This is a genomic window from Burkholderia sp. BCC1972 (assembly GCF_905339605.1).
Taxonomy (GTDB): domain Bacteria; phylum Pseudomonadota; class Gammaproteobacteria; order Burkholderiales; family Burkholderiaceae; genus Burkholderia.
The window spans coordinates 63810-81179 of sequence record NZ_CAJPGH010000008.1 but is presented as its reverse complement, the minus strand read 5'-3'; the positions used below and the strand labels follow the sequence as shown (position 1 = coordinate 81179).

Sequence of the window (17370 nt, the reverse complement as noted above, 5' to 3'; positions counted from 1 at the left end):
CGCCCGCGCATCGACGCATCAAGCCGCCCGAAGCGGATTCGCGTGTGCGCTCCGCGCACCTTCCGGATCGTCGTCCCCGAGCGGGATGAACGCCATGATCTCCAGATCGTGCCCCGACAGCGCCGGCAGCCGGAACGGGCTCGACAGCACGTTCAGCCGCCGCACGCCGACGTCACGCAGGATCTGCGACCCGATCCCCGTCACGCGCCCGTCGCGGTGCCCGTTGCCGGCAGGCATCCGCATCGCGTCGCCGCGCATGTCGCAGTCGAGCAGCACCGCCACGCCGCAGCCGGCCGCGTCGATCCGCTGCAGCGCGGCATGCAACGGCCACGAGTGCGCGGACGGCTCCGCGTCGAGCAGGTCGAGCAGCGAATGGCATTCGTGCACGCGCGTCAGCACCGGGGTCGCGGGATCGGGTTCGCCGCGCACGAGCGCGAGATGCGGCGCGCCGTGCACGGCGTCGCGATACTCGATCGCGCGAAACCGCCCCCACGGCGTATGCAGCGGCCGCTCGCCAACGCGTTCGACCAGCGACTCGTGCTCGCGGCGGTAGTGGATCAGGTCGGCGATCGTGCCGATCTTCAGCCCGTGATGCGCGGCGAACGTCTTCAGCTCCGGCAGGCGCGCCATCGTGCCGTCGTCGTTCATCACCTCGCAGATCACCGACGCCGGCGTGAGCCCGGCAAGCGCCGCGAGATCGCAGCCGGCCTCGGTGTGGCCCGCGCGCACGAGCACGCCGCCCGGGCGCGCGGCGATCGGGAATACGTGGCCGGGCTGCACGAGATCGTCGGGGCGCGCGCCTTCCCGCACGGCCGCGCGAATCGTATGCGCACGATCGGCCGCCGAAATGCCGGTGGTCACGCCTTCGGCGGCCTCGATGCTGACGGTGAACGCGGTGCCGAACGGCGTGCCGTTATGGTCGGCCATCGGCGGCAGCCGCAGTTGCTCGCAGCGCTCGGCGGTCAGCGTCAGGCAGATCAGCCCGCGCCCGAAGCGCGCCATGAAATTGATCGCGTCGGGCGTCACGTGATCGGCGGCGATCACGAGATCGCCTTCGTTCTCGCGATCCTCTTCGTCGACGAGCAGGACCATGCGGCCCGCACGAAGCTCGTCGACGATCTCCCGCGTGCCGGCGAGCGTCATTGCGCCTCCGCGGCGTCGAACGCGCGGCGCAGCGCGGCGGCGCCGAACGTCAGCACGCGGTCGGCTGCGTCGACGGCGCCGAGCATGCTCGCGAAACCGTGCAACTGGCCCGGCCAGCGCACGAGCGTCACCGGCGTGCCGGCCTGCGCGAGACGCTGCGCATAGGCTTCGGCCTCGTCGCGCAGCGGATCGAATTCGGCGCTGACGATCGTCGCCGGTGCGACGCCCGCGACGTCCGGCGCGGCGAGCGGGCTGGCAAGCGGCGACGCGCGATCGGCGCCGTCGTCGAAATAGTGATGCTTGAACCAGCGCATCATGTCGGCCGTCAGGAAATAGCCGTCGCCGAGCGATTGATACGACGGATGCTCGGTCGCGCAATCGACGACCGGATACAGCAGCAACTGATGCGCGATCGCGATGCCCGAGCCGCGCAACTGCAGCGCGGCGACCGCCGCGAGATTGCCGCCTGCGCTGTCGCCGGCCACGGCCACCGCGCCGGCGCGCGCGCCGAGATCGCGTGCACTGGCCGCGGCCCAGCGCACGGCGTCGCATGCGTCGTGCGCGGCAGCCGGGAAGCGCGCTTCGGGCGCGAGCCGGTAGTCGACCGACAGCACGAGCGTGCGGGCCCGCTGCGCGAGGCTGCGGCACAGGTTCGCGTGCGAGTCGATGCCGCACGACACGAAGCCGCCTCCGTGGAAGAACACGGTCAGCGGCAACGGCCCGTCGGCGTCGGGCCGATACAGCCGTGCGGACAACTGACGGCCAGAGGCGGGAACCTGCCAGTCCTCTTCGGCGGCGACGGCATCGCCGGGCGCGAAGGCGCCGCCCGCGGCGAGGCTCGCACGGTAGGCGGGAACGGTGAGCTGCGCGAAATCGATCGCGGGGGCCTGGGCGAATGCGGCAAGCAGCGCCTGCGCCTGAGGGTCGAGCGGCATGGGAACTCCTGTCTGAATCGAATGCGGTCTGAATCAGGTAAACCCGTGTCGCGGTTTTCCCTGAGTCCGCACCGGATGCTTGCCGGTACGGCCTGACGGGCATTCCAGCGCAGCAGGCAGGGCGCCACATCATCCGATTGGACGATGGTTCACACGCGCGGATGGCCAATTCTCGCCATTCAGTGAATCTCCCGATGACGCTGGAATTTAGACGCGTCTTAATCATGGCGGCGCGGGTGGTCGCACCGGATACATGTCGTATGGAGGATGGAGCGTGCTGATGGAGACGAGATGGGCTCCGCAAGAGAGCCAGGCAACCAGTGACGAGGCCGATATCGGCGTCGCGGATTTCAGCGAGCTGATGGCGCGCATCTATCAGGGACCGCTGGAGACGCCGCCGTGGGCCGGCGCGCTCGAACTCGTCCGTCGCTGGCTGCAGGCGAACTACGTGACGCTGATCCTGCGCGCGGCCGCGAGCGATCGCCGCGCGCCGCTGTCCGTGCACGCGTCGGAATTCGGCCCGGTCGTCCCGGGCGACGGCGAGGCGTCGTACAACAACTACTACTATTCGCTCGATCCGTTCGTCGGCCTGCCGGCCGATCGCGTGGTCACCGTCGACGACGTGTTCGGCGACACGGGCTGGCTGTCGAGCGAGCTGTACAAGCAGTTCCTGAAGCCGCAGGACGTGCGCTATATCCTGGGCGCGGACCTGCGCACGCCATCGGGCGTCGAATGCCGCTTCCGCGTCTGCCGCAACCATGCGGCGAAGCAGTTCTCCGCGCGCGACAAGGCGATCTGCGCGCTGCTGCTGCCGCACCTGAAGCGCGCGGTCGAACTGCATTCGCGGCTCGATTCGGCCGAGGTCGAACGCTCGATCTATGCGAACGCGATCGACCGCATGCAGGTCGGCACGATCGCGCTCGACGAGAACGGCACGATCATCGACATGAACAGCGTCGCCGACGAGATCCTCAAGCAGAACAACGGCCTGACGATTGCGCGCGGCACGATCGAAGCGACCGACGCGCAGGAAAACCGCACGCTGAAGCGGCTGATCCGCCACGCGGTGATGGGCCACCACGGCACGGCCGCGGCGACCGTCGAGGCGATGCCGATCACGCGCAGCTTCGACAAGCCGCGCCTCGGGCTGCTGGTGCGCACGGTGCTGCTGTCCGACTGGTCGGAAGACAACAAGCGGCGGCCGGCCGTCACGCTGTTCCTGCGCGACCCCGACCGCAAGCCGCAGGGCGCGCAGGAAATCATCCGCAAGCTGTTCGACCTGACGCCGGCCGAGACGTCGCTCGCGCTGCTGCTGACGAACGGGCTGACACTCGAGGAAGCCGCGGACGAATCGGGGATCAGCAAGAACACGGCACGCACGCACCTGCGTGCGATCTTCTCGAAGACGGGCGTCACGCGGCAGGCGACGCTCGTGCGGATCCTGCTCGGGAGCGTCGTGCCGCTCGGCTAGGCGGATGCGGGTGCTGATGCCGATGTCGGCACATCGGAAGCGAACGCACTCGTCCGGCGATACATCGACATCAGTCGACGCATCGCGGGTTGCGCGACAACGACGGCATCATGCAAAAGAGGCTCGCGCCGCGCGAGCCTCTTCTTCATTCGAGCCGACCGAGCCGACAGCATGCATCGGACGTTCGGCGATACCCGCCGCGTTCACGACCCGCGCGTCGAGCGATTCGCCCACTCGGCCAGCGCCGGCCACTGCGCGCAGCCGCGCCGGATGAACGCGGCGCCCGTGCGGATCACGAGTGCGCCGATCGCGAGCGCGGCCACGTCGTCGAGGCGGCCGAAGCCGACCAGTGCCGCGCTCATTGCAAGCGCCGCCAGCAACGACGAAAACGCATCGGTACGCACATGCCAACCGCTCGCCTCGAGCAGCGCGGAACCCGTCTCGCGCGCCTTGCGCAGCATCCAGGACGAGAGCGCGGCCTTGCCGGCGAGCGTGACGGCGACGAGCGCGAGCGTCGCCGCACCCGGCTGCACGACGGGCGGCGTATCGAACCGGGTCGTCGCGTGCCAGATCATCTGCGCGCCGGTCGCGACGAGCAGCGCGCCGAGGCCCGCGAGCGCGAGCGGTTCGAAGGTCGGGCGCCGCTCGGGCGGCAGGCGGGCGTCGAGTCGGCACGCGACGAGGATCAGCGCATCGGCCGCGAGGTCGATCGCCGCATGCGCGACGTCCGCCAGCAGCCCCGACGAATGCGCGGACCATGCCGCAACCGTCTCGGCGGCGAGCAGCAGCAGGTTGATCGCGAGACTGACGGCGAGGGCGCGGGACGTGGCCGCATAAACGTGGGGCGTGGCGCGCGACGTGCACTGCATGGCGGATTCGTCCGTCGATGGCGTGGGTCAGCCCCGAACGCTACCGGTCGACGGTGGCAGATCGGTGACAGCGGTGGAATCGCGGGACCGGTTCGGTGCCGCGGCGACGCATGCGTCAGGCGCGCCGACTTCGACGAGCATGAACGGCATTCGTGAAAATGGTGCTCGCTTCGTGTCGTGGCCGGATCCGCGCCCGCGCTGTGCCAACGTAGCGCGCAGTACGATCCTGCCGCGAGACCCCCATGTTCCGAAAGATCAGCAACGCCGTGCTCGAGCGACGGCAGCCCGAACCCTCGACGACGTCCGGCGAACGCAAGGCGCCGGATCCCGGCAAGCAGAAGGCGGCGCCGGGCGCAACGCCGCCACCGCAGCTCGCCGGGCTGGAGACGCGCTCGCCGCGCAAGTCGGCGGAGCAGACGCGGGAATCGCCGTCCGACTGGGGCGCGCAAACGCTGAAGGCGCTGGATGGCGTCGCGCAGCGCGGCGCGACGCCGGGCAGCGAACGCACGACGGGCTTCACCGTGCGGAAATCGCCGACGCCGCGCTCGAATGCATCGCTCGCTTCGTTGAAATCGAAGAGCCGGCCCGCGTCGATCACGGACAAGACGAGCGAGGTCGAGACGTCCGAGCCCCGGCACGTGCCGGCCGTCGTCGCGGCCACGCTGCATGAGACGGAGACCGAGACGACTTCGGTCACGAAAACCGACAAGACCGCCAAGGCGGCGGAGACGGCCGCCGCGCCCGCGACCGGCGACCACGTGGCGCGCCTCGGTCGCGTATTCGACACGTTTTTCGGCGAAGCCGTCGACCTCGACACGCCGTCCGTCAAGCCGTCTGCCAACAAGGACAAGCACGCGCCGGTGGTCGCCGACGTGCCGCAGGCGGCGCGCGACGCACAACTCGAAGCGACCCGCTCGCCCAACGCGCGCTTCGAGGCGGCGCTGGCCGGCCAGGACATGCAGCCGATCCGCAACGGCGGACGCGGCAACAACTGCTCGATCTACTCGCTCGTGCAGTGCGCGAAGCCGGACCTCGACGGTCCGGCGCTGGACCAGGCGGTAAGCGAGATCCGCACTGACTTCGACGCGCAGCACCCGGACGAGAAGGGCCGGATGCTGCTGCTGGACACCAACGCAGGCGGGCACGGCGCGGCACTCGTCTCGCTCGTGAACGAGAAGTTCGGCGTCGACATGCAGGTCGGTGTCGTGCAGGCGGGCGTCGAGGACGCGCATCCGGTCACGACGATCGGCCAGTTCCACGGCAGCCAGCGTCAAGCGGGGCAGGCGCCGACGCATCGTGTCGTCGTGTGGGACCAGCACGGTCATTTCGAGGCGATCACCAGCACCTCGGACAAGGCCGCCGCCGGCGAGACCGATGCGACGACACCGAAGCCGCAGCCGGGCTCGACGGCGCCGCTGGCCGCGCCCGTCACGACCAAGCCGCCGGGCGAGCTGGCCCCGAGCAAAAGCGGCGAAACGCCGCCCGACAAGCAAGCGGACGGAACGACGCAGACCGGGAAGCAGGACGCGGCGCCGCGCCCGCATGGCGAAGCGCTGGGCCAGCTCGTGCCGAACGCCACCGTCGGCGCAAAGGTGCTGCGCCGATTCGGGCGCTGGATCCGGGTCGACAACGAGAACGCGCTGCCGCAGTTGCTGAACAAGACGAAACCCGAAGGCGGGATCGTGCAGGGCCTGACGAAGGCGCACCTGACGTCGTCGCCGGCGTCCGCGCTGGCCCTGGCGCACGAAGGCGTGAATACGGTCTACGCGGCGCAGGAACTGGGCACGTCCGCTATGCGCAAGAGCCGCTACCAGAAGCAACTGGGCAACTGGCCGGCCTCCGCCGACGACCCGAAGATCAAGACGGGCGGCCGCGAGGTGCCGCTGTCGGAAATCGCGGGAAAGACCGATTTCCAGTCCCGCTACGACCTCAAGGTGGCGATCCTGGGCCAGCCCGAGGGCCCGCAGCGGGAGAAGATGCTCGACGTGCTGACCGGACGCTACATCGCCGAGGTCCAGGGCAAGAACCGCGTGGTCCGCTCCGCGATCAAGACGACCATGTCGGCCGTGGGGATCGGGGCCGGCGTCGGCCTGGCGGTCGGTACGCATGGCGCCGCGTCCGCGGCGATCGCGGGCGGCGCGATCCTGTCGGGGCGCGACCTGCTCGACAACCGCAAGGCGGCCCATTCGCTCAAGCAGCATTATCGCGACAAGAAGATGGCGGCCATCGCCGACGGCGCGATGCGCAACCGGCTCGAAAAGCAGTTCGACGGCGAGCCGGATGCGACGGAAAAGGAGGCCTGGGACGGCATTCGCGACACCGTCAACCAGCAGCGCATCGGACGCCTCCTGCCGATCAAGTTCGACAGGTTCAACGAGAACAAGTCGACCGACAACAAGAAGCAGGAGGTCGACCTCGTGAAGAAGCATGCGGCCGCGCGCGTGGTCGGCATGCTCGAAGAGAGCCATGGCCGGCACTCGCTGGCGCCTGCCTATCTGGAGGCGAGCAATGGCGTGCGTCACAAGGAACTGAAGAAGTTCTATCGCAAGGCGGTCGACGAGGACCGGCGGTCCGACGGCGGCAGCGACATTGCGTCGGCGTTGCAGCTGATGCGCGATCTCGGAATGTCGAAGATGGAGGCGATCGCGCATCTGCGCACCGCTGCCGGCGGTGTCGCGCAGAAGCCGCTCGACGAGGATCAGGCCAAGCAGATGAAGAACGATCCCGATCCGGTCGTCAGGCATATGGCGCAGTCGCCGACCGACCGTCTCGAATCGGCGCTCGGTTCGGCGATGGGGCGGCGCTAGGGTCGCGGCAATGGCCGACGATCGGCGAAGAAACGGACGATTGCAGGAGGGGCAGTCATTTTTTCATGATTATGAGAATGGATCAGGTAATTATGACGCGCATTAATCGATATTTCGCTTCGTATTTATGCGCGTCGATACGCACCGGTTCTCGTGTCGCGTCGGTCACTCACCTATATTGACCGCACGAAATGCAAGCCGGGTAAATACTTCCAATCAAAGACAGGAGTGTCCGATATGGCCGCGAATATCACGATTACCGTCAGTCCGTCGACGACCACGCCGACCGACTTCGGCAATTCCGGAGCCAATGGTGCATCGTCGGCCAATCAGCCGGCGAGCTTCACGCTGGATGCCGGTTCGCTGGCCGCGCTCCTGAAGCCGCCGGCCGGCGGCAACGGCGCGAACGGCCTGGGCGGCGCGGGCCAGGGGCTGCACAACGTGAAGCTGAGCACCGACAAGGGTACCGTGCAGGTGCAGATGGACAGCCAGGGCAACATCTACGACAAGAGCGGCAAGAGCATCGGCAAGCAGAACCCGGACGGTTCGTTCACGTTCGACAGCGGCAAGAGCCCCGAGGCGGAAATCCTGAACACCGGCTCGGCGAACGGCAAGCACCAGCCGCAAGGCCGCGAAACGATGGATGCGTCCGACGTCAGCGTGTCGGCGGGCGACCTGCGCGGCCCGAACGGCAACGGCAGCGGCGGCGCCGGCGGCACGGATGGCGGCTCGACGATTCCGGTGAACTACCCGCAGAACGGCGGCGCGTTCAACGCGAACGGCGCCAACGGCGTGCCCGGCGGCCAGGACGTCAACATCGGCGTGGGCAATTCGCCGACCGGCGGCCAGACCATCACGATCACGCTCGGCGACGGCGCGTCGCCGAATGGCACCGTGCCGCAATCGGGCAGCTCGCCGTTTGCGAACGGCGGGCTCCCGGTCGGCCTGGGCGGCTCCGGACAGGCCGGCGAGGGGCTGCACAACGTGAAGCTGAGCACGGACAAGGGTACCGTGCAGGTGCAGATGGACGATCAGGGCAACATCTACGACAAGAGCGGCAAGAGCATCGGCAAGCAGAATGCGGACGGCTCGATCACGTTCGACAGCGGCAAGAGCACGGCAGCCGAGATCCTGAATACCGGCTCGACGAACGGCAAGCACCAGCCGCAGGGCCGCGAGACGATCGATGCGTCCGACGTCAGCGTGTCGGCCGGCGACCTGCGCGGCAGCCAGGGCGAAGCGCAGGATGCCGCGACCGGCAAGGAAGTCGAAAAACTCAGCCAGCTCGGGCTCGGGCCGGTGGATCCGCAGGGGCAGACGGTCACCGTCTGACGTGGCGGGCGCGACCGGAGCGGCTGCGGCCACCCGCGGCCTGGACATGACTGACGACGCGGCAGGCGCGATGCGCCTCGCCGCATGGCAATCGCAATTGGCATGAGACGGCTCATTCTGGATCGAAGCGAGGACGTGATGCAGTTCGTCGCGTCCTTGACGGGGGAAGCGCGCTACCCCAACTACGACGACGCGATCGGCCTCGAGAAGGACGGCCGGCTCGTGGCGGGCGTGGTGTACCAGGCCTACAACGGCCCCAACGTGGCGATGCATTTCGCGGTGGCCGGTTCGCCGCACGTGATCACGCCCGGGTTCGTCTGCGCGGCGTTCCGCTTTCCGTTCATCCTGCTGCGCTGCAACCGGATCAGCGGCTATGTCCGCGCCGACAACCTTGCCGCGCAGCAGCTCGACGAAAATCTCGGCTTCCGGCGCGAAGGCGTGATCCGCGAGGGGGCGTCCGACCGGACCGACTTCATCCTCTACGGCATGCTGAAGCACGAGTGCCGCTTCCTCGACGGCCGCTACCTCGCGGCGATGAACCGCGACCTGGCGCAGCAGGAGTGCGCGGAGGCGTGATGCGATGCGGGTCGGGCGAACGCCATCGCGGCGACACGAATGCATCCGTCCGGCGCGCGATGCGGATGCCGTTCATGAAGGAGTCAGCATAAATCCATATAATCGTTTTCATCGCGACTTATAGGGTCGGTTTAAACGGCTTTATCGAATCGATATTCATTTGTTTACTTATTAAAGATAAACAGATCGAATCCTTTCCGGAGGAATTCATTCATTGGTATCCAATACCGATGATTGTTGCATGCATGACGAATTCAAGGCGGCGCGATATATCTCTATTCGCGGCATATTTCGCCGCCTGGCCAGACATTCTCCACTCACGATCCGGATAACCGAGCCGGAGCTGTACGTTGCATCCATCGCATCCGCCGTCGCCGACGCAGCCTGTCGCGACAGCCGGGGCGTCCAGTTGCCGCAGTCGGAACCATGGCATCGCTCCTCGCATGACGCCGCTCGCCGGCCGGCATGGACGACGCATTTCCTGCCTGCTCATCCAGGGAACGAGCTGATAATGAATCTCGCGGTTTTCTCCAAAGACATGACGCGGCGCGATGCAATCTGCAGCCATCTCGCCGCGAACGGCATCGCCGTCGAACGGTTCGACGACGAAACGAGCTTCGCCCGCGCGCTCACGCGTCGCGAGTTCGACGCGATCCTGATCAGCATGGAGGCGGGCATCGATCCGCAGCATCCCGTGCTCGTCCATCGCGCGTGCCACGGCGTCCAGCGCGCGCCGCTGATCCTGATCTGCTCGCCGAACGACAGCATGGAAGCCGTCGACCTGCTGCACTACGAGACCGACGAGATCGTGCTCGCGCCGATCAGCCTGCCGGAACTGTTGCTGCGTCTGCGGCTGACCAGCCGCCGGCTCCAGTGCACGCGCAGCAGCGTGGACCGCGAGCGCCTGACGTGCGGCCCGTACCGGCTCGATCGCCACGCGTCGACGGTCAGCGTGGCCGGCGACGTGATCCGGCTCACGTCGCGCGAGTTCGCGATCGCATGGATGCTGTTCTCGCAGTTCGACAAGTACGTCGCGCGCGGCGAGATCGCGCGCGCGGTGTGGGGCAGCCCGGAGGACGTCGTCAGCCGTTCGCTCGAACAGCACATCTACAAGCTGCGCAAGAAGCTCAGCCTGAACGGCGAGCATGGCGTCTACCTGCGCACGATGTATGCCGTCGGCTACCGCATCTTCATCCAGACGCGCGAGCATCGTGCCGCGCCGGTACGGCAACGCACGACGATGCCGGTGCCGGCGTATGCCGACGACTTCGATGCGCCGGTCGCGCGGCACGCGACCGGCGGGCGCTGACGCATGACACGAGCGCGCGCGATGATCGATCGAGCCGGGACGCGCCGCTTGCCGCGGCTTCGCCGGACGACAGCGCGCGCAATCCTGCTCGCCGCGGTTCGCCTCCATGGCTTCGCACATTCCATCGCACCGCGCGGCCACTGAGGCCGCCCGGACCGACGACGCCCGCGGGCCCGACGGCACGCCGGCGGAGATCCCGCGCGATGCGGTGCAGGTGCAGCTTGACGGCGACGTCGTGCTGAGCCTGCTCGCGCTGATCGGTGGCGGGGGCGCGGGACTGAAGGACGCGGCCGGCGGCGGGCAGGCGCAGGGCGGGCCCGCAGGCACGGCCCCCGGGCCCGCGCGCGACGGCGCGCCGTGGCCGCGCCCGGTGCCCGGTGCGCCCGGCATGCGCGGTGGCGTGGCAGGATCGGTGGCGCCCGGCACGGGCCAGGGCACGCAAACGGGCATCCTGCCTGCACTCATGGGGAACACGCAGGCCGGCGACGATGCCGTGCCGGCCATCGTGCCGGATGCAGGCGGCGACGCGCAGCATCGGCAGGCGCCGGACCCGGTTGCACCCGAAGGCACGCTGCCGCTTGCGTTGCTGCCGGGCGCCGACTTGCTTCGTCAGCCCGGTGTCGAAACCGCATGGCCGTCGGCAGCCGATGCGCAACCGACGCCGCCCATGGCAGGCGCGAACGACGTCGGGCCGCACGTCGACGGCGACGCTGGCGAAGCCGGCGACACGATGCGTGCGCCAGCGGGCGTGACGGCCTTCGCCGGAACGGCAGCGCCGCTCGCAACGCCACCGCGTACCGGCGCCGAGGCACCCGCCGCGCAGACGGAACGGCTCGCCGCGACCGCCGATCACGCGCCGTCCGGTGCCGAACGCCGTGCGTCCACGCAGCCGGCAACCGCCACGCCGCAGATGTCGCAAATGCCGACGGCACGCCGCGGCGACGCCGCACCGCCGGCCCGTTCCGCACGCGACGCGCTGGCTGACGCCGCCGGCACGGCCAGCCGTTACGCGCATGCGACGGTGCGCCGAGCGGGCACGCTCGCGGCCGCGACCGGGCGGTCGCTGGCCGCGCACGGCGTTGCGCTGCCCGGTGTGCGTGCGCTGGAGGCCAATCTCGTCGAACGTGGGTGGATGCCCCGGCCTGTGCGTCCATCCACGTCGTCCGACGAAGCCGGCATCGGCAGCGGCGCCGGCGCGGACGCGGGCGATCCGTCGTCCGTCGCGTCGGGCAACGAAGCCGCGGGCGTGGTGAACGTCGTGCGGTATGTGGTGCAGGCGCGCGAATGGCTGGACGAACGGCGCCAGCGCGCGCCGGCAGGCAGCTGCCCGCATCGTCGCAGCCTGCGCTGCCGCTGGTACTGCCGTGCGGGATGCACGAGGCGCGGCGGATGAGCGTGGCGTGCTTTCTTCCTTTTCAACCTTCAGAATTTCCGGCTTCGACATGAGAATCGACACGATGCAGGGCGCGGCGATCGCGTGGCTGGGCGGCATGCTGCTGGCGGGTTGCAGCGCGACCTCGCCATCCGCGGCAAACGGCGCGCCGGTGTTTCCCGACCCGGGCACGGCGTGGGTCGCCGGCGGCAAGCAAGTCAGCGTGCGCGACCTGCGGAAAGTCGTGCCCGGGATCACCGAGAACCAGGTGTACCTGCTGATTCACGAGCCGCATTTCAGCGAAGGCACCTTCGGCGTCCGCGCGTGGAACTACCTCTTCAAACTGCGAACCGGCCGCCCCGGCGAATACGCGACGTGCCAGTACCAGGTGCAATTCGATACGCACCGGCTGGTCCAGGCAACCTACTGGAAAGACCCCGCGTGCGCGCAATACGTGACGCCCGGCGCGACTGCGGCGTCGAGCCCGGCAGACGCGTCGTAGCGCGGCGCAGGCCGCTCGGCGGGCGACCGCGCCCGCATCACAGCCGTGCGCGGCCGCCGGACGATTCGCGCAGCAGGTCGCGCAGCCAGGTCCCGGCATCGGGTGCCGGGACGGCCGGGCAAGCATGCCGGGTCAACACGTAAAGCAGGCAATCCGCCGCGTCCAGGTCGCGATTCGGTTGCGGCTCGTGGCGCTTCAGCACCGCTTCGCACCGGAAGCCCAGGCGCTCGATGCAGTGGCCGGCCGGACCGCCCGTCACGCAGTGCGCATAGATCCGCTGCACGCCGCGCTGGCCGAGCAGCCAGCCGAGCAACTCCTGCAGCGCCATCAGGCAGGCGCGCCGGCGCCGCGTGCCGCCGCGCTTCGCGATCATCACCGACAGGCGCACGCACGGCAGGTCGGGCGTGAGCTCGATCACGCCCGCGAGCTGCCCGGTGGCGCGGCACTCGCACGCATAGCGGATCAGCGTCCGGTCACGCCAGCCGCGGCGCGCTTCGTCGATATACGCGTGGGTTTGCGCGAGATCGCCGTGACGCCCGATCGGCAGGTACTTCATCGTTTCGGGGTCGCTCAGCATCTGCTCGAAGAGCGCGGGCGCATCGCCCGGCACCAGCGGGCGGAGTATCAGCCATTCGGTTTCGAGGTGGGTCAACGGGGGGAGTCGCATGATGATCGCTCGTCATCGATCGGTCTTGTCAGTGTTGCGCAACGGCGTGCGCCGCGGCGCGAACGCGCGAACCGGCATGTGCGCCACGGAATATCTTCGCGCAGGTGGCGCCGGGTTCGCCGCGCGGCACGGATGACGCGGCACGCCATGACATGCTGGCGGATGCACGGCGCCGCATGACCGGCCGCGTGGGCGGCGGCGAGCGCCGCCGTTCCTCCGATGGAGATATCGCATGCGCTTCGCACTCGCGGGATTCGATCTGTTTCACGGTGTACTCGAGACGTTCGTGAGCGCCGGCTGGACACCCGTATCGCTGTTCAGCTTCGTGACCGACGACCGCGTGAATTCGAACGAGGAGATCGTGTCGCATGCGACGCGACACGGCCTGCCGTTGCACCTGTCGCGAATCGACGAGGCGGCGCTGCGCGCTCTGCGCGATCTCGACTGCGACGTGCTGGTCGTCGCCGGATACGGCTGGCGGATTCCGGACTGGACGCCGTACGTCCGGCACGCGATCAACTTCCATCCTGCGCCGCTGCCGGAGGCGCGCGGCCCGTATCCGCTGATGCGCGCGATCCTGGACGGTCACCGCGAATGGGGCGTGACCTGTCACCGGATCGCGCCGGAGTTCGACACCGGCGAAATCCTGGTGCAGGAGCGCTTCGCGCTCGCCGCCGACGAATGCCACGAAAGCCTGCAGCTCAAGGTGCAGATGGCCGGCTGCCGGCTCGCGCGGCAGGTCGCGTACCGCTTCGACGCGCTGTGGGCCGCGCGCATGCCGCAGGCGGGCGGCAGCCATTGGCCGAAGCCGTCGGAGGCCGACCGCACGCTCGATTTCACGCAGCCGGTGGATCGCGTGATGACGCAGGTCCGGGCCAACGGGCTGCACGAATGCATCGCGCAGGTCGGCGGCAGCGTGCTCTACGTGCGGCGCGCCGTCGGCTGGCACGAACGGCATGCCTGCGAGCCGGGCACGATCGCACACGTGAGCCGCCGCTGGACCGTGATCGCGGTACCGGACGGCTTCGTCGCGCTGCTCGAATGGAGCGCGCTGAGCCTGTCCCGGCGCGCGGACATCGGGCCGTGATCCGCTGCGCGCGGCGCGTCCGGGCGGCGCGAGTCGGCCGGTCACGGGGTCACGCCCGCAGCCAGAAGAATTCGCCCGACGCGATGCCTTCGAACATCTCGTCGCTCGACTCGATGATGTTCTGCCGCCAGTAGCGGCCGTGGTCGGCATAGTGAACGAGCAGGTCCGCGAGATCCGCGCCGCTGAAATCGGGATCGAACGGCAGCCGCAGGATCAGGACGATCGAGCCCGTGTCGGCGTCGATGCCGAGCTGCGCCTGGTCCTGCGCGTAGATCAGCAGGTTGGCTTCCAGCATCAGCCGGAAAATGTGCAGCGTGCGGCCCGCCGTGACGGTGCCGAAGTGGAAATTCGCGTAGATCGCCTCCTGGTCGCGCTCGACGTGCTCGAGGCGCACCTCGAATCCTTCGACCTCGACCGAGCCGGTTTCCTGCACGTAGCCGACGTCGTGAAGACCGACGACCGCGCAGAACTGGGCCACGAGTTCGAGATAGCGGGGATCGTTCATGAGCGGGGCGACGCGACGAAAGCGGGAATGAGAAGAGGCCGGCGCGCCGGAGCCCGCCGGATGACCGGGTCGGGCTGGCCTGTCGCGCCGGCGGGGGCGCCGCGGTGCGGCGTGCGAAGCGCGTTACTGGTTCTTCGCGATGTCCTTGAGCGAACCGGTTGCCGAATTGGTGGCGTTGGCTGCCGCCGTCGCCGCATTCAGCTGAGCGTTGTTCGATGCCTGGGCGGTGGCTGCCGCCGAGCTCGCCTGCGTGATCGCGGTCTGTGCCGCCGTGGATTGTTCAATGCTCGCGACTGCTGCACCTGCACCTGCCAATGCGCCTGCCATGGTGATTCTCCTTGTGAAGTGACGACGGTTACTGCGGATAAACCGTTCTCGAGCGGCCACGGCCGCAGCGGAACAGAACGGAAGCGGGGCGCGCTACGCGTGCCGGATCTGCTGGATCACGCGCGAGGCCGCCAGCAGGCCACGGTAGAGCGTCGCGCGATTCCTGTTGTCGATGTCGGCGCCGGGTGCTGCGTTGTTCACGTTCTCCGCGATCTCGGAGAGCGCGCGCTGGATCCCGTCGATCGTCGGCGCGGCGTTCGGGTCCCTGGCGATCGCGGAAAGGTTGTCGAACTGCTTGGCGTAGGGCGTAATCGGCTCGTACATGTCGCGTGTCCTGTCGAGGTCGGTGGAAAGTCAGGAGTCCGGCGCAGCCGGGTGGGGTGCGGCGCGCACCTGCTCCGCGCTGCGCGTGATCGTGCTGCTGTCGACGGATGGCACCGCCGGGCCGGAGGCCACCGGCACGCCGGATGCCGGCACCGGCTCGGCCGGCTCATCCGTCACGTAGATGTGCTTCACGCCGTCGGGCGTCTGCGTGTACTGCACCGCGTCCGACGACACGATCTCCGAATACTGTCCGGTCACCGGCGCGGCCTGGCCGGGATGCTCGACCGCCTGCACGACCAGCCGCCGGATGTTCGAATCGAGGTCGGCGCGCACGCGCGTGACGGCCTTGTCGAGCGCGTCCTTGCTGTCGACCGTGCCGGTGATCGCGAATTCGCCGTTGCCGAGGTACTTGACGCGCACGCCCGCGATGCCGAGCGAATCCTCGATGCTGTGCACCGCGTTCTGCGCGACGTCGTAGCTGCGCACGATATCCTTCGACGCGATCTTCGCGAGCGTCGAGCGGACGAGCTGGTCGTCGGCCAGGTTGGCGACCATGCCCGTCACGACGCTCGTGTTCCCGACCGTGCGCACCTGCAGCTCGGTCATGTGCGCGGCCGCGAGCGCGTCCTGGATGCGGGTGCTCCGGTAGTCGGCGCCGTGCCGCAGCGCGGCCTCGCTGTCGGGCGCGGTGGTCAGCAGCACGGCGGTGCCCGCGACGATGCCGATCGCGATACACGCGACGAGCGCGCCGTAGTAGCGGCGCCGCTTGCGCCGTTCGGCGTCGACCCGCGCGTCGGCCGGCCGGGTCAGCAGCGTCGACAGCAGGTCGAGGTCCGACGGCCACGGCACGTCGTCGGGGCCCACGCACAGGATCGTCTCGCCGAACCGCATCGGCACGAAGTCGACCAGAATTACCGTTTCCGGTTCGGCCGCGGCGTCCGCGGGTGCACCGTCCGGCGCGTCGACTCGCGAGATCGCGCGCACGACGCCGGACGCATCGACGTCGAGCGTCACGTCCGCGCCGGTCCAGTCCGTCAGCCGGATATCCGCATCGGCACCGCCATGAACCCGATGCTGACCCGGCGCGAGCTGCAGCATCGCGCCCGCATGGAATCCCGTCAGTATCCGTAGCTGTTTCATGAGCGAAGCGTTCAATCGATATCAGGTCCGTATGCCGAAGCGGCGGTGCCGTGCACGACGGGCGCGAATCGTCCGTCTCGCTGTGAATGTAGAGGCTAAAAGCGCGCGGCCGGCCGCGGATGCGAAGACTTCGCGTGTCGAACGAAGCGTCGGGCGCCGCCGCGCTACGGCATGCGCCGCAGCGCGCGCAACGTATCGAGCGCCTGCGCGCACTGGCGCGGCGTGCGCGGGCGGTCGAACTGGCGCAGCAGCAGGCCGGCCAGCACGTTGAAGTCGCGCGCCGCTTCCGGCAGCGGCGCGGCGCCGCCCGCTGCGTCCCGCTGCGGCGGCTGCGCGCGCAACATCTCGAGGTCGGCCGCGGGCAACGCGACGCCCGACTGCTGCACGTGCAGCCAGCGCACGGACCACGCTTGCACCTGCGCGGCGACACCGGCGCCCGGCTGCGCGGCGAACGTGCGTTGCAACGCGAGCAACTCGTGGGCGCACGCGTCGCGCAGCGCATGCGGATCGAGGCCGGTCGCAGGGGCGGGCGGCAATTCCGCCGCATGCTGCGACGCGACCGGTGCGGCCTGGGGCCGGCGGCCCGTCCTGAACGTGGCCGTGGTCGTGGTGACGCGTTCCGTTTCGTTCGCGTCGTCCTGGTCGTCGCCCTGGTTGCCGCGCCCGCCGCCGTGTCCGCCCTGGCGGCCCTGCTCGTCGCCGCCGACCTCGAGTTCAGGCGGTTCGCTGGCGGCGTCGGCACCGTCCGCACCGTCGCTCGCCCCGGCGCCGCGCTTGCCGCGTGCGGTGCGGCGCCGGCGCGCGAGCCGCGCGGCCATCTTTTTCGCGCGCTGCGCCTGCACCGCATTCTGCTGGGCCTGCATGCCGCCGTGCGCGAAGCGCGTGCCGCGATACAGCGTCGCGAATTGTCCGGCCGGCTTCGCGCGCGACGGCTTCGCCGATTTCTTGTGCGCGGCCGCCGCTTGCTGGGCGAGCGCGGCGGAGTGGGGGCCGATACGTGTCAT

17 protein-coding genes are annotated in these 17370 nt (G+C 69.2%); 8 read left to right on the top strand and 9 right to left on the bottom strand.

Annotated features, from left to right (window positions below; translation table 11 throughout):
• Window positions 1-18 precede the first annotated feature (18 nt).
• Together ribBA and U5798_RS14155 are read right to left on the bottom strand one after the other, a co-directional pair.
• Entirely contained in the window at window positions 19-1143 is a 1125-nt protein-coding gene (gene ribBA / locus U5798_RS14160) for a bifunctional 3,4-dihydroxy-2-butanone-4-phosphate synthase/GTP cyclohydrolase II (RefSeq protein WP_124447601.1), read from the bottom strand.
• Window positions 1140-2078: an alpha/beta hydrolase gene (locus tag U5798_RS14155; RefSeq protein WP_322082407.1), complete on the bottom strand. Its 939-nt coding sequence runs from the start codon at window positions 2076-2078 to the stop codon at window positions 1140-1142. Before U5798_RS14155 ends, ribBA begins: the two co-directional genes overlap by 4 nt.
• 280 nt (window positions 2079-2358) lie before the next feature.
• Between U5798_RS14155 and U5798_RS14150 the strand changes: the two genes are divergently transcribed.
• On the top strand, window positions 2359-3549 hold the full coding sequence (locus U5798_RS14150) for a helix-turn-helix transcriptional regulator (protein ID WP_124447597.1): 1191 nt from the start codon (window positions 2359-2361) through the stop codon (window positions 3547-3549).
• Between the two features lie 203 nt (window positions 3550-3752).
• Here the strand turns inward: U5798_RS14150 and U5798_RS14145 are convergent, their stop codons facing one another.
• A complete protein-coding gene (locus U5798_RS14145; RefSeq protein WP_322082406.1) occupies window positions 3753-4418 on the bottom strand; it encodes a cation diffusion facilitator family transporter in 666 nt (221 codons plus the stop codon).
• A 242-nt stretch (window positions 4419-4660) separates the two neighbouring features.
• On the opposite strand from U5798_RS14145, the gene U5798_RS14140 reads away from it, so the two are divergent.
• From U5798_RS14140 to U5798_RS14115, 6 genes are all read left to right on the top strand, one after another.
• Window positions 4661-7225, top strand: a complete 2565-nt coding sequence (locus U5798_RS14140; RefSeq protein ID WP_322082405.1) for a hypothetical protein — start codon at window positions 4661-4663, stop codon at window positions 7223-7225.
• A 237-nt stretch (window positions 7226-7462) separates the two neighbouring features.
• On the top strand, window positions 7463-8557 hold the full coding sequence (locus U5798_RS14135) for a hypothetical protein (RefSeq protein ID WP_322082404.1): 1095 nt from the start codon (window positions 7463-7465) through the stop codon (window positions 8555-8557).
• Between the two features lie 102 nt (window positions 8558-8659).
• Entirely contained in the window at window positions 8660-9133 is a 474-nt protein-coding gene (locus tag U5798_RS14130) for a GNAT family N-acetyltransferase (RefSeq protein ID WP_124447588.1), read from the top strand.
• A 511-nt stretch (window positions 9134-9644) separates the two neighbouring features.
• Entirely contained in the window at window positions 9645-10442 is a 798-nt protein-coding gene (locus U5798_RS14125) for a response regulator transcription factor (RefSeq protein ID WP_185658093.1), read from the top strand.
• A gap of 106 nt (window positions 10443-10548) precedes the next feature.
• Window positions 10549-11835 carry a hypothetical protein gene (locus tag U5798_RS14120; protein ID WP_322082403.1) on the top strand — a complete coding sequence of 429 codons (1287 nt, stop codon included), beginning with the start codon at window positions 10549-10551 and terminating at the stop codon, window positions 11833-11835.
• A gap of 49 nt (window positions 11836-11884) precedes the next feature.
• Entirely contained in the window at window positions 11885-12316 is a 432-nt protein-coding gene (locus U5798_RS14115) for an outer membrane protein assembly factor BamE (RefSeq protein ID WP_185658091.1), read from the top strand.
• Between the two features lie 37 nt (window positions 12317-12353).
• Here U5798_RS14115 and U5798_RS14110 read toward each other — a convergent pair whose 3' ends face one another.
• Window positions 12354-12983: a GNAT family N-acetyltransferase gene (locus U5798_RS14110; RefSeq protein ID WP_322082402.1), complete on the bottom strand. Its 630-nt coding sequence runs from the start codon at window positions 12981-12983 to the stop codon at window positions 12354-12356.
• A 232-nt stretch (window positions 12984-13215) separates the two neighbouring features.
• Between U5798_RS14110 and U5798_RS14105 the strand changes: the two genes are divergently transcribed.
• Complete coding sequence (locus U5798_RS14105) at window positions 13216-14070, top strand: methionyl-tRNA formyltransferase (protein WP_124447581.1); 855 nt, start codon at window positions 13216-13218, stop codon at window positions 14068-14070.
• 49 nt (window positions 14071-14119) lie between these two features.
• Here U5798_RS14105 and U5798_RS14100 read toward each other — a convergent pair whose 3' ends face one another.
• The 5 genes from U5798_RS14100 to U5798_RS14080 form a co-directional block, all read right to left on the bottom strand.
• Window positions 14120-14575 carry a CesT family type III secretion system chaperone gene (locus U5798_RS14100; RefSeq protein WP_124447579.1) on the bottom strand — a complete coding sequence of 152 codons (456 nt, stop codon included), beginning with the start codon at window positions 14573-14575 and terminating at the stop codon, window positions 14120-14122.
• Window positions 14576-14698: 123 nt separating this feature from the next.
• The gene (locus U5798_RS14095) at window positions 14699-14902 is read right to left on the bottom strand and encodes a hypothetical protein (protein WP_046547807.1); all 204 of its coding nucleotides are present in this window, start codon (window positions 14900-14902) and stop codon (window positions 14699-14701) included.
• A 93-nt stretch (window positions 14903-14995) separates the two neighbouring features.
• Window positions 14996-15226 (bottom strand): type III secretion protein, encoded by a 231-nt coding sequence (locus U5798_RS14090; RefSeq protein ID WP_322082401.1) that lies wholly within the window; start codon window positions 15224-15226, stop codon window positions 14996-14998.
• 30 nt (window positions 15227-15256) lie between these two features.
• Window positions 15257-16366 carry a secretion protein gene (locus U5798_RS14085; protein ID WP_322082400.1) on the bottom strand — a complete coding sequence of 370 codons (1110 nt, stop codon included), beginning with the start codon at window positions 16364-16366 and terminating at the stop codon, window positions 15257-15259.
• Window positions 16367-16530: 164 nt separating this feature from the next.
• Window positions 16531-17370 carry a hypothetical protein gene (locus U5798_RS14080; protein WP_322082399.1) on the bottom strand — a complete coding sequence of 280 codons (840 nt, stop codon included), beginning with the start codon at window positions 17368-17370 and terminating at the stop codon, window positions 16531-16533.